The following is a 13,112-nucleotide window of genomic DNA, read 5'->3' on the forward strand; positions in this document are numbered from 1 at the left end:
AGTCCTATTAGTTTGTCAGGCTGAGCAGCTTGGCAACGGGATCAAGATTGATGCCGGTGTCAACGACGAACACGTCGAGCGGGCCTGTGGAGCTCGGCACCGTGAAGTTGTTGATATTGAGTTCGCTGGTGGACTTGCGCTTGCCACCCTCGCTACCTGCCGACGAACCATCGGTCAGCACGTAGTTCAGGCCACCAAGGCTGGTTGGTGACTGGCTGGCCAGCACTTCAACGCCGTTGTCGACGAAGGCCGGCACGATGATCGGGCTTGATGGCGGAATCGGCACCGGGGCAATGGTCAAGACACCATTGACAAGCCTGACTTCGTAGTTTGGATTGGTCGGCGCCATCGCATTGATCGCATATTGACCCAGTTCTTCACCGGAGTTTCGAGTCAGCCCCCCCCCTAATGAATCATTGTTGACCAAGCTACCTCGGGCGAAATGGTAGGTCAATGCCGGATCGACATCGCCGACGACCTTGACCTTGTCGTCAGCCGCAATCGTCATCGCCATCCGGGCGATGTTTGCCGTGTTGGTCGCACCCGTGCCGTCGAGCGCCACACCGGCCGTGGCCGTGCCACCCGTTGCGTTCATCGAGCCATCGAGCACGTAGTTGCGCTGGTCGAAGGTGCCACTACCCGTGAGGGCAAGCACCTTGGTCGCGTCGGCCACGTTTTTCGAGTCCAGAGTCGCCGTACTCAGTTTCGCGTTGGCGTCCTGGCCCACCAGGCCGTACCCGGTGATGGTCGCACCAGCAGCAGCGGACATCACGTCCGTGCCGTTGTACGTGCCGGCTACGGTGACACCCAGCGGCGCACGGCCGATGCTGGCGTTGTTGTGCGTCGTACTGATGCTCGCACCACTGCTGGTCGTGTCGGTGCTTGCGCTGATCTGGTAGTTTCCCAAGCTGGCCGTGCCACCTGTGAACGCCGTGATGACGTTGCTGCCGTTGCTGAAGACGTTGGCATCACGCACCATCACGCCCGTGAGCGTGTCGCTACCCAACAGACCGTTGGCAGTGAGGGTGGCGTTGCTTGTGGTGAAGCCCGTGGTGCCGTTGTATGTGCCGCTGACATCCACGCCCAGCGCCGCCCTGGCCAGGGTGGCCGTATTGGTCGCTCGCGAGCCATCAAACGCTGTGCCGGCCGTGCCTGTGCCACCCGTTGTGTTGATCGATCCGTCAAGCACATAGTTGCGCTGGTCGAAGGTGCCACTACCCGTAAGGGCAAGCACCTTGGTCGCATTGGCCACGTTCTTCGAATCCAGCGTCGCCGTTTCCAAGCTCACACCCGTATCCTGGCCCAACAGGCCGTAGCCGGTGATGGTTGCGCCATCAGCAGCCTCCAGTTTCGTCGTGCCGTTGTACGCGCCCGTAACGGTTACACCCAGCGGAGCGCGGGCGATGGTGGCGTTATTGTGCGTCGTGCTGATGCTCACACCACTGCTTGTTGTGTCGGTGCTGGCGCTGATCTGGTAGTTGCCCAAGCTGGCCGTGCCACCTGTGAACGCCGTGATGACGTTGCTGCCGTTGTTAAAGACGTTGGCGTCTTGCACGGTCACAGAGGTGAGCGTCTCACCACCCACCAAGCCATTGGTAACGATGGTGGCGTTGCTTGTGGTGAAGCCAGTCGTGCCGTTGTACCTGCCGTTGACATCTACACCCAGCCCCGCTTTATTGATGACGCCGGTGGTGTCTGTAACAGCTGTCACAGTGTAGTTGCCGCCAGAGTTGCCATCGTTGACGGTGTACGCCGACACTGTCATGGTCTTGCCCGTGCCGGCATTTTGCGTGTCGTACGTCTCGGCCAGACCTGTCACCGTGTCAGAGCCCTTCAGGCCACTGACAGTGGGCATTGCCTCCGCACTGGTGTTGCCACTGTAGGTCTTGGTGTTGGTTAACGCCGTGATCGTCAGCGGTGCTGCCGTGATGTTGGCCGTGGCGCTGCTGGCGTCGCTGATGGTGTAGTTACCGGCGGCCGTGCCGCTCAGGCTCAAGCCCGAGATTGCAACGCTCTTGTCCGTCCTCACATCCTTGCTGCTGAAGGTGCCCGCTGCCGTGCCATACGCCAGCGACACATCGTCGCCCATGTAGGCCTTGTTGTCAGTACTGGTGCCCGTGCCAGCAGTTTCGGTGCCCAGCACGCCATTGGCGGTGTCGAGCGTGGCCACCTGGGTGGCGTCGTACACCTTGTTCTGTGCCGCTATCCCGCTGGCCGTGATGGCCTTCTGTGTGATGTCCGCCGTGGCGCTGCTGGCGTCGCTGATGGTGTAGTTACCGGCAGCCGTGCCGCTGAGGCCCAGGCCGGAGACTGCAACGCTCTTGCCAGTTCCCACATCCTTGCTGCTGAAGGTGCCCGCTGCCGTGCCATACGCCAGTGACACATCGTCGCCCGTGTAGGCCTTGTTGTCAGCACTGGTGCCCGCGCCGACAGTTTCAGTGCTCAACACGCCATTGGCGGTGACGAGCGTGGCCACCTGGGTCGCGTTGTACACCTTGTTCTGTGCCGCTATTCCGCTTGCCGTGATGGCCTTCTGTGTGATGTTGGCCGTGGCGCTGCTGGCGTCGCTGATGCTGTAGTTGAGCGCATCCGCGCCGCTGAGCTTGAAGCCGACCACCGCCACCGCTTTGCCGGTGCCCACGTTCTTGGTATCAAAGGTCGCTGTCGCGTCGGTCTTGACCAGGGTGACGGTGTCACTGCTGTAGGCCTTGTTGTCGCTGGTCGTGCCGCTGCCCACCGCTTCGGTGGTGAGTGCCGCAGCGCTGGTGTCGATGCTGGCCGTTTTCGTGGCGTCATAGACCTTGGTGGAAGCACTCACGCCCGAGGCCGTGATGGCCTTCGGTGTGATGTTGGCCGTGGCGCTGCTGGCGTCGCTGATGCTGTAGTTGAGCGCATCCGCGCCGCTGAGCTTGAAGCCGACCACCGCCACCGCTTTGCCGGTGCCCACGTTCTTGGTATCAAAGGTCGCTGTCGCGTCGGTCTTGACCAGGGTGACGGTGTCACTGCTGTAGGCCTTGTTGTCGCTGGTCGTGCCGCTGCCCACCGCTTCGGTGGTGAGCGCCGCAGCGCTGGTGTCGATGCTGGCCGTTTTCGTGGCGTCATAGACCTTGGTGGAAGCACTCACGCCCGAGGCCGTGATGGCCTTCGGTGTGATGTTGGCCGTGGCGCTGCTGGCGTCGCTGATGCTGTAGTTGAGCGCATCCGCGCCGCTGAGCTTGAAGCCGACCACCGCCACCGCTTTGCCGGTGCCCACGTTCTTGGTATCAAAGGTCGCTGTCGCGTCGGTCTTGACCAGGGTGACGGTGTCACTGCTGTAGGCCTTGTTGTCGCTGGTCGTGCCGCTGCCCACCGCTTCGGTGGTGAGCGCCGCAGCGCTGGTGTCGATGCTGGCCGTTTTCGTGGCGTCATAGACCTTGGTGGAAGCACTCACGCCCGAGGCCGTGATGGCCTTCGGTGTGATGTTGGCCGTGGCGCTGCTGGCGTCGCTGATGCTGTAGTTGAGCGCATCCGCGCCGCTGAGCTTGAAGCCGACCACCGCCACCGCTTTGCCGGTGCCCACGTTCTTGGTATCAAAGGTCGCTGTCGCGTCGGTCTTGACCAGGGTGACGGTGTCACTGCTGTAGGCCTTGTTGTCGCTGGTCGTGCCGCTGCCCACCGCTTCGGTGGTGAGCGCCGCAGCGCTGGTGTCGATGCTGGCCGTTTTCGTGGCGTCATAGACCTTGGTGGAAGCACTCACGCCCGAGGCCGTGATGGCCTTCGGTGTGATGTTGGCCGTGGCGCTGCTGGCGTCGCTGATGCTGTAGTTGAGCGCATCCGCGCCGCTGAGCTTGAAGCCGACCACCGCCACCGCTTTGCCGGTGCCCACGTTCTTGGTATCAAAGGTCGCTGTCGCGTCGGTCTTGACCAGGGTGACGGTGTCACTGCTGTAGGCCTTGTTGTCGCTGGTCGTGCCGCTGCCCACCGCTTCGGTGGTGAGCGCCGCAGCGCTGGTGTCGATGCTGGCCGTTTTCGTGGCGTCATAGACCTTGGTGGAAGCACTCACGCCCGAGGCCGTGATGGCCTTCGGTGTGATGTTGGCCGTGGCGCTGCTGGCGTCGCTGATGCTGTAGTTGAGCGCATCCGCGCCGCTGAGCTTGAAGCCGACCACCGCCACCGCTTTGCCGGTGCCCACGTTCTTGGTATCAAAGGTCGCTGTCGCGTCGGTCTTGACCAGGGTGACGGTGTCACTGCTGTAGGCCTTGTTGTCGCTGGTCGTGCCGCTGCCCACCGCTTCGGTGGTGAGTGCCGCAGCGCTGGTGTCGATGCTGGCCGTTTTCGTGGCGTCATAGACCTTGGTGGAAGCACTCACGCCCGAGGCCGTGATGGCCTTCGGTGTGATGTTGGCCGTGGCGCTGCTGGCGTCGCTGATGCTGTAGTTGAGCGCATCCGCGCCGCTGAGCTTGAAGCCGACCACCGCCACCGCTTTGCCGGTGCCCACGTTCTTGGTATCAAAGGTCGCTGTCGCGTCGGTCTTGACCAGGGTGACGGTGTCACTGCTGTAGGCCTTGTTGTCGCTGGTCGTGCCGCTGCCCACCGCTTCGGTGGTGAGCGCCGCAGCGCTGGTGTCGATGCTGGCCGTTTTCGTGGCGTCATAGACCTTGGTGGAAGCACTCACGCCCGAGGCCGTGATGGCCTTCTGTGTGATGTTGGCCGTGGCGCTGCTGGCGTCGCTGATGCTGTAGTTGAGCGCATCCGCGCCGCTGAGCTTGAAGCCGACCACCGCCACCGCTTTGCCGGTGCCCACGTTCTTGGTATCAAAGGTCGCTGTCGCGTCGGTCTTGACCAGGGTGACGGTGTCACTGCTGTAGGCCTTGTTGTCGCTGGTCGTGCCGCTGCCCACCGCTTCGGTGGTGAGTGCCGCAGCGCTGGTGTCGATGCTGGCCGTTTTCGTGGCGTCATAGACCTTGGTGGAAGCACTCACGCCCGAGGCCGTGATGGCCTTCGGTGTGATGTTGGCCGTGGCGCTGCTGGCGTCGCTGATGCTGTAGTTGAGCGCATCCGCGCCGCTGAGCTTGAAGCCGACCACCGCCACCGCTTTGCCGGTGCCCACGTTCTTGGTATCAAAGGTCGCTGTCGCGTCGGTCTTGACCAGGGTGACGGTGTCACTGCTGTAGGCCTTGTTGTCGCTGGTCGTGCCGCTGCCCACCGCTTCGGTGGTGAGTGCCGCAGCGCTGGTGTCGATGCTGGCCGTTTTCGTGGCGTCATAGACCTTGGTGGAAGCACTCACGCCCGAGGCCGTGATGGCCTTCGGTGTGATGTTGGCCGTGGCGCTGCTGGCGTCGCTGATGCTGTAGTTGAGCGCATCCGCGCCGCTGAGCTTGAAGCCGACCACCGCCACCGCTTTGCCGGTGCCCACGTTCTTGGTATCAAAGGTCGCTGTCGCGTCGGTCTTGACCAGGGTGACGGTGTCACTGCTGTAGGCCTTGTTGTCGCTGGTCGTGCCGCTGCCCACCGCTTCGGTGGTGAGCGCCGCAGCGCTGGTGTCGATGCTGGCCGTTTTCGTGGCGTCATAGACCTTGGTGGAAGCACTCACGCCCGAGGCCGTGATGGCCTTCTGTGTGATGTTGGCCGTGGCGCTGCTGGCGTCGCTGATGCTGTAGTTGAGCGCATCCGCGCCGCTGAGCTTGAAGCCGACCACCGCCACCGCTTTGCCGGTGCCCACGTTCTTGGTATCAAAGGTCGCTGTCGCGTCGGTCTTGACCAGGGTGACGGTGTCACTGCTGTAGGCCTTGTTGTCGCTGGTCGTGCCGCTGCCCACCGCTTCGGTGGTGAGTGCCGCAGCGCTGGTGTCGATGCTGGCCGTTTTCGTGGCGTCATAGACCTTGGTGGAAGCACTCACGCCCGAGGCCGTGATGGCCTTCGGTGTGATGTTGGCCGTGGCGCTGCTGGCGTCGCTGATGCTGTAGTTGAGCGCATCCGCGCCGCTGAGCTTGAAGCCGACCACCGCCACCGCTTTGCCGGTGCCCACGTTCTTGGTATCAAAGGTCGCTGTCGCGTCGGTCTTGACCAGGGTGACGGTGTCACTGCTGTAGGCCTTGTTGTCGCTGGTCGTGCCGCTGCCCACCGCTTCGGTGGTGAGCGCCGCAGCGCTGGTGTCGATGCTGGCCGTTTTCGTGGCGTCATAGACCTTGGTGGAAGCACTCACGCCCGAGGCCGTGATGGCCTTCTGTGTGATGTTGGCCGTGGCGCTGCTGGCGTCGCTGATGCTGTAGTTGAGCGCATCCGCGCCGCTGAGCTTGAAGCCGACCACCGCCACCGCTTTGCCGGTGCCCACGTTCTTGGTATCAAAGGTCGCTGTCGCGTCGGTCTTGACCAGGGTGACGGTGTCACTGCTGTAGGCCTTGTTGTCGCTGGTCGTGCCGCTGCCCACCGCTTCGGTGGTGAGTGCCGCAGCGCTGGTGTCGATGCTGGCCGTTTTCGTGGCGTCATAGACCTTGGTGGAAGCACTCACGCCCGAGGCCGTGATGGCCTTGGCGGTGATACTGCCGCTTGCCGCGCTGGCATCGCTGATGGTGTAGTTGCCGGCGTCGGAACCGCTGAGCGTGTAGCCGGTGATGGTGAACGCCTTGCCGGTGCCCGCATTCTTGTCGGCAAAGGTGCCAGTGGCACCTGTCGTGACCAGCGCCACCATGTCACCCGTGTAGGCCTTGTTGTCGCTGGACATGCCGCTGCCTGCCGCCTCTTTAATCTTTAGCACCACAGCGCTGAGGTTGAGGGTGGCCGCCGTCGTGGCGTCGTAGACCTTGGTCGTTCCAGTCACGCCCGAGGCCGTGATGGCCTTCGGTGTGATGTCCGCCGTGGCGCTGCTGGCATCGCTGATGCTGTAGTTGCCGGCGCCGACGCCGCTGAGCGTGTAGCCAGTGACGGTAACCGCCTTGTCCCTGCCCACGTTCTTGTCGGCAAAGGTGGCGGCAGCCGCCGTCGTGACCAGTGTCACCGCGTCACCCGTGTAGGATTTTTTGTCCGTGCTGTTGCCAGCGCCCACCGCTTCGGTACTCAGCACCGCAGCGCTGGTGTCGATGCTGGCCGCCGTCGTGGCGTTGTACACCTTGTCGGCGGCGCTCACGCCAGTTGCCGTGATGGCCTTCGGCGTGATCGTGGCAACGTTGGTCGTCCCAATAGTCGCGTTGCCGCTGCCATCCACGGCCAGGTTATACGCCTGGGTAATCTTGTAATTTGTCAGGCTGGCGGTTCCGACGGTCGCCACAGCGGACGTCACGTAATTGCTACCATTGGCACTGACGTTGGCGTTGTTGAGCACGGCGTTCAGGCCCGTGATCGTCTCGCCGTTGACCAGGCCATAGGTGCTGAAAGCGGTCGGAAGCAGGGTGGTGCTGCCGCTGTAAATGCCGGTCAGGCTAATGCCAAGGGGTGCTGGCATGATGACAGCTGAAATCAATCCGCCGCTCAGCGTGTAATTCGCTGCATTCCGGTCGGCCAGATAGAGGTTCGTGGACGCCCACTGGGCGTAGGTGCCAACATCCTTGCTTACAACATTGGCATAGCCGTTGAGCGTCACGATGTCACCCACAACAACACCTGAGCCCAGACGAAGTTCAAGGCCGGCATAAAAAGTTGAATTGCCGTTGTAGTACCTGCTACCGCTGACACCCAGCACGGTCAGGTTGGCCGGATTGATGGCCACGGTGTTGTAGATGCCACGGGACAACAAAGACGGCAGCACATAGTTGCCGGCCAGGCCCGGCGTCCCCAACGTTCCGTCGGCAAGGGTCAAAACCCCGATAGAAGTCAGGTAATTGGTGCTGTTGTCTGCGACAACTGCTGAAGACGCCGTTGCGGTTCCACTACCGGACCAGGAAAGCGTTTCGCCGTTGACACCCGACACCGTGATTTGACTGCCGGCAAGGCTCGCACTGCCGTTGTAGACTTTTACCGCGCTCAGCGAGGCCGTTGCCGGGTTGATCTGGCCAGCGCCAGTTGCCGTACTGGCAACCTGATAGCCGTAGACCTTGACCACCGAGGAGTCGATAACTTTGGTCGCACCGATGGCACTGCTGCTAACGGTCGCCGTGACCGTTGTTGCATCAACATTCTGGCTGTTGTAAGCCCCCGTGGTCGGCAGGTTCGCGTTGACGAGCGACACGCTGTCACCGCCCACCGCTCCAGCCTGCACGGCGAAATCGCCGGGCACCAGGGTCGCCAAGGCGTTGCCGTTGTAGGTCTTGCTCACCGGGGTGGCAATTTGCAGCGTGACCGTGGGCGACACAGACAGCAGGTAAGCATTACCCGCTTCGGCCGGTGTGCTGGCGCCATAGCTGGCGCCGTACTGCTTGAAGCTGTAGGCCAGCGCACCGATGGTGTCGCCAGCGGTGTTGTCATAAGGTGTGGCATTGGTGCTCCACACGCGCCAGACTTTGCCGGCGCCAGCCTGGAGCGCGGAGGCCCCTGCGTTGTTGACAAACTGTTTAGCGGAAATGTCGATGCTGCCACTGACGTTCAGGGCCTTTTCCAGCGTCACGACGCCACCGCTTGTGTCCGCCAAGGCGACATAGTTGTGGATTGGATTGGCGTTGTCTCCCGTCAGCGTCGAAAATCCGCCATTCACAAGCGCGTTGTGGGTGATCTTGCCCGAGGCACTGGCACCCCGGGTGTTGACAGTCAAATTCTGGCTACCGCCCAAATTGCCATTAAAAACCACGTCACCGCCATGGGTGGCAAGGGTGCGGGCGCCGCCGTACAAATTAGCGTTCCCTGTGTAATTGGTGCCCGCGTACGGGCCGCCGAAAGTCAATCCGAGCGCCGCGTTGGTGGAAGAAATATCGGCGCCCAAGCCGACCAGGGGCGCATAGAGACCCAAAACTGCCGCGCGCGCACCATCGTAGGTCAATTGGCTTTTCAGATCAATGTACTGATTGGCCTGAAGGTTTACGTTGGACGATTGCAGCGCGGTGTTCAGGGTCGCTGTGCTGATCTGCGACGTGCCGCCCCCTGCGCCAGGAATGCCAGCACCGCCAGCGGCGACGATTTGCAGAATATCCGGATCAATCAGCCAAGTGCCAGTTTTGCCGGCGGTAGCCAGTGTCGTTACGTGCACATCGCTGCCAATATTAACGAGGCTGGCTGAGGTCTCAATAAATCCCCCATCTTTTCCGTTAGGCGCGCTGGCATCGAGCGTGCCGCCCACATTCAATGTGCCGGTGGTCATGTCTGCTATTAGGCGGATTTCACCCTTCTCGCCCGTAGCCAATGTGTGCGCACGGATCACGCCGGTGTTGTTGATGACCGCGCTGGTCAGCGCATCAACCGCACGCGCGGTCAGATAAACGGTACCGCCGTCGGCGTCAATGGCGCCGCCGTTCGCTACCTGCGCATCGAGTGCACCTTTGTTGACCACCAGTTTGACCGGGCCGCCCAGGTCCAATGTCACGTCGCTGGCAGCAGCCAATTGCACGCTGCCGCCAGTGGCGCTGAGCGTGCCGTCGTTGCTGATTTTGGCCGCAATCAACGCAATACTGCCACCCGTGCTGCCATTGCCAACGGCAGTAATGTTGCCCTGGTTGACCACGGCGTTGCTGCTTGAACCACTAAGCTTATAGTTGCCGGCCATGAAATCGGCCGTACTCATGTTCAGGGTGGAGGCCACGATGCCACCCACATTGACCTGGGCCGTGGGCGTGAACAGCACGCCGTTGGGGTTGAGAAGGAAGACTTGGCCATTGGCGTTGATGGCGCCCTGAATCACCGAGACGTCAGTTCCCAGCACCCGATTCAGCGCGACGGCGCTGGCACTGGGCTGCACGAAGTTGACCGTATTGCCCTTGCCAATGTTGAAACTTTGCCAGTCTGCGGCTAGTTTCGCGGTGTTTTGGGTGATGGTCATGGTGGTGCCACTGGTGGCAATGTTGCCACTGCCTCCAATAATATTCCCCCCGGTGGGCAAACTTTGCGCCCAACTTGCGGGCACCGCCGCAGCAAGCGCAGCCGCGCCGATAAAGGCAGCACTGCGACGTTGCAGGCGACTGCTGGACTTGGTTTTACCACCTGATGACGCGGTTTCTGCCACCGCCTGCCAGGCCGCAGTGGCTGCGTTCCAAACCACCCGAAAACACCGATTCATTGTTGCGTGTCCGTTCATACGAGTTCCTTTTTCTTACGAATTCTGATCAATTTGATATGCGCTGGCCTACTGCAAAAATCAAAAAACACTTTTTTTGCAAAATTAACCGTTTATTCTAATTAAAATTAGATGAAATGACGTTAATCAATTAAATCATTTTTTACATTGGTCATTTTCCGTATTTTGTACTTTATAAAGTGCCAGAAGCCAAAAACACACATTTTTTAGGCTGACTACTTCGCGGCCGAATTCGCCAGCTGATTGGTAGCCGGACGACACAAGACATGCGTACATGCAGTGTGTTGACGTTGACCAAAAACTGACCCAGGTGTTTTACTGGCGCTGCCTTATTTGTAGATCGGAGCAAAAAAGCTGATCCCCATGGAAATGCTGGGAGAAATAAAGCGGATGTATTCACGCGACGCGAAGTCGCTGCGTGAGGTTGCAGAGAAAATGGGCCTATCGCTCACAGGATGTGTAAATGGGTGCGCGAGCCTAAAAAGGCGGCCCAGCCGACCTATCTGCGCAAAGAGATGCCGACCAAACTCACAGCCTACTTCGAGACACTGACACTGGCTCTCAATGCGGTTGCCCAGACACCATCGTAGCCAAGCATGAACGATTGCCTGACTGCGGCCATATAAGTTACGACTGGCAGCGGTGGTGTTCTTCAACGTGCTGACCAACCCGCAATTGCTGGCAACAACCGAAGCCGTTGTTACCCGAGCTCCGTGAGCGGCTGTCAGGTGGGTCAATATTCAATAAGCGCCTGCGCCGACAGTCCTGATGTGCAAACATTGGGACACAACTGTTTTAAAATTAAGCCCTTGAAAAAATCAACCTATTCGTTTAAATTATGATAAAAATAACGAAAAAAATATTTACCTCGTTGCATAAAGGAATTATTTGTGGTGAAAACTCAAATTGGAATTGGCGAGGCCTCAAAAAAGATGGGTTTGTCAAGGACATCAATCCAGAAATTGGTGGACTCTGGGCAACTCATCGCAGTCAAAACTGTCGGGGGTCATCGGCGAATATTGCAAAGTTCACTGGACCAACTTGACGAAAAAATGGGGCCCAAAGCCATGCAGAGGTTGGCTGCATCGGACATGAATGCAGGTAACCTGGAACAGGGGTCAAGACCCAGCCATGCAAACGTATCCGAGCTGGCCGTTCTTATCGCTGAAGATGATGCTGTCGTGTCAACCTCTATCACCGCGTCCTTGTCCAAGCTTTACCCATCGATCAAATTTGTCGTGACGGAGGATGGTCTAGATGCGGTGCTCAATCTTGAACGAAATCGACCTCACATTTTGATCACCGACTTGAAAATGACACCCTTTGACGGTTTTAGTCTCATTCAAAGAGTCGCCAACCGCGCGGAGTACCAGTCCATATCAATCGTCGTGATATCAAGCATGAGCGAAGAAGAAATAGAACAGCGCGGTGGACTGCCTGACAATGTGCTTTTTTATCCAAAGCCGCTGAACATGGAGCGTTTGAAGGGATTTTTTGACGCCCACATGCAACTACTTAAACAGCAATTCCTGCCCGCTTGAGATGAGCAGTCAAATTGACTTACCGCTGTTTAATCGAACAACAGGAGAAATTGATATCCTGGCGGCGGTGAGCATACCGTTTTTAACTCAATTGGTGCCGTGGCGCCAAGCCATGCACCAACATACAGAGACGTTTAACGTCAGTCAACTGACCAATCTGGTGCACAAAATGAAAGGCAGTTGCTATGTGGTAGCGGCAATGAATGTGGCAGCTGAATTCGAACAGGCAGAAAATGGTCTGACTCAAATGACCCAAGCTGACTGGCACCCTGTCTACCAGAGGCTGCTCGCGTTGACCCAGGAACTTGAGGTGGAACTCATTTCCATTATTTCTCGACACGGGCAAGGTTAACGACCTAGCTGATCATTTGGCGGCATCCAGCAAGGTTTGCAGTTCGACCACGAATTGAAGTGCGCCATCTGCCGCTGTTCGCGCACCACAGGCAAAACAAAAGCCAGTTTTTCATCCCGCAACTTAGCCTGTGCAGGGCTGTGTTGATTGCGCAAAGCCACTACGGTGCTCAGCGCTTGATGAATAGGTTCGATCGAAATTCCATTTCGGATGTAAATCATTCCGAATATAAGATCTGACAACGGTGGGGTAGTGATCACGCCATCAGCAATCATGGCGGCGACAAAGTTAAGAGACTCCTTGGGGATTGCGTCTATTCGGGATTGCAGTTCTCGAAGTATTGGGTGCGCATCTTTACCAAAACGTAACTCTGAGTTAGTCATCGACCGCCTCCATGGATAGCGCCGCACTGTCGACTTGTTCTTGCATGGCACCATCAGCGTCGGGAAATTGGCGAGAGATCGCCTTGAATTCATCAAGTATCGATAAAAAAGCATCGACGATATCTGGATCAAAGTGGTGACCTTTCGTCATGATGATGTCGACCGCTCTTAGGTGAGGCATGCCAGGCTTGTAAACGCGTCGACTAATGATCGTATCGTACACGTCAGCTACGGCCATCAGCAGAGCGGGTATAGGAATTTCATCACCAACCAGACCCTGAGGGTAGCCTGAACCATCCCATTTCTCGTGGTGTGAGTAGGCAATTTGTTTGGCGATAGTTAAAAAATCCAATCCATGCTCTAGCAGTCGTTCTGCGTATTGAATTGCATCTCGACCTAGAGTTGTGTGGGTCTTCATGATCTCCATTTCACTAGCATCGAAACTCCCGGGCTTGAGCAGTATTCTGTCGGGAATTCCCACTTTTCCGATATCATGCAATGGCGCAGATTTGAACAAGATCTCGATGTTTCGGTTAGTCAGGAAATGACTAAACCGAGGATGCGTTTGCAGCGCCATGCTCAACGCGAGCACGTAATGCTGCGTTCTACAAATATGGTTGCCAGTTTCGGAATCTCGTGTTTTAGCGAGCGCTGTCATGACCAGGTAATCCCCCCGATAAACCAACGGCGTCAGAAGTAGA

At 58.7% G+C, this 13,112-nt stretch carries 5 protein-coding genes; 2 read left to right on the forward strand and 3 right to left on the reverse strand.

The genetic code is table 11. From position 1 onward, the window contains the following. Nucleotides 1-7: 7 nt before the first annotated feature. Complete coding sequence (locus J8G15_RS05645) at nt 8-10,135, reverse strand: YDG domain-containing protein (RefSeq protein WP_210546553.1); 10,128 nt, start codon at nt 10,133-10,135, stop codon at nt 8-10. 893 nt (nt 10,136-11,028) lie between these two features. Here J8G15_RS05645 and J8G15_RS05650 point away from each other — a divergent pair. Next, a complete protein-coding gene (locus tag J8G15_RS05650) occupies nt 11,029-11,676 on the forward strand; it encodes a response regulator (protein ID WP_210546554.1) in 648 nt (215 codons plus the stop codon). Between the two features lies 1 nt (nt 11,677). Beyond that, the gene (locus J8G15_RS05655; RefSeq protein WP_210546555.1) at nt 11,678-12,028 is read left to right on the forward strand and encodes a hypothetical protein; all 351 of its coding nucleotides are present in this window, start codon (nt 11,678-11,680) and stop codon (nt 12,026-12,028) included. On the opposite strand, the gene J8G15_RS05660 is transcribed toward J8G15_RS05655, so the two are convergent. Both J8G15_RS05660 and J8G15_RS05665 read right to left on the reverse strand, forming a co-directional pair. Then, on the reverse strand, nt 12,025-12,411 hold the full coding sequence (locus J8G15_RS05660) for a hypothetical protein (RefSeq protein WP_210546556.1): 387 nt from the start codon (nt 12,409-12,411) through the stop codon (nt 12,025-12,027). The genes J8G15_RS05655 and J8G15_RS05660 overlap by 4 nt on opposite strands. After that, nucleotides 12,404-13,069: an HD domain-containing phosphohydrolase gene (locus J8G15_RS05665; protein WP_210546557.1), complete on the reverse strand. Its 666-nt coding sequence runs from the start codon at nt 13,067-13,069 to the stop codon at nt 12,404-12,406. The genes J8G15_RS05660 and J8G15_RS05665 overlap by 8 nt, the downstream gene beginning before the upstream one ends. Nucleotides 13,070-13,112 lie beyond the last annotated feature (43 nt).

It is taken from the genome of Rhodoferax sp. PAMC 29310, assembly GCF_017948265.1.
In the GTDB taxonomy this organism is placed as follows: domain Bacteria; phylum Pseudomonadota; class Gammaproteobacteria; order Burkholderiales; family Burkholderiaceae_C; genus Rhodoferax.

Excerpts from the sequence above, each read along its gene's own strand:
- J8G15_RS05660 (WP_210546556.1), bottom strand. The coding sequence starts at position 12,411 with ATGACTAACTCAGAGTTACGTTTTGGTAAAGATGCGCACCCAATACTT.
- J8G15_RS05665 (WP_210546557.1), bottom strand. The coding sequence starts at position 13,069 with ATGACAGCGCTCGCTAAAACACGAGATTCCGAAACTGGCAACCATATT.
- J8G15_RS05645 (WP_210546553.1), bottom strand. The coding sequence starts at position 10,135 with ATGAACGGACACGCAACAATGAATCGGTGTTTTCGGGTGGTTTGGAAC.
- J8G15_RS05655 (WP_210546555.1), top strand. The coding sequence starts at position 11,678 with ATGAGCAGTCAAATTGACTTACCGCTGTTTAATCGAACAACAGGAGAA.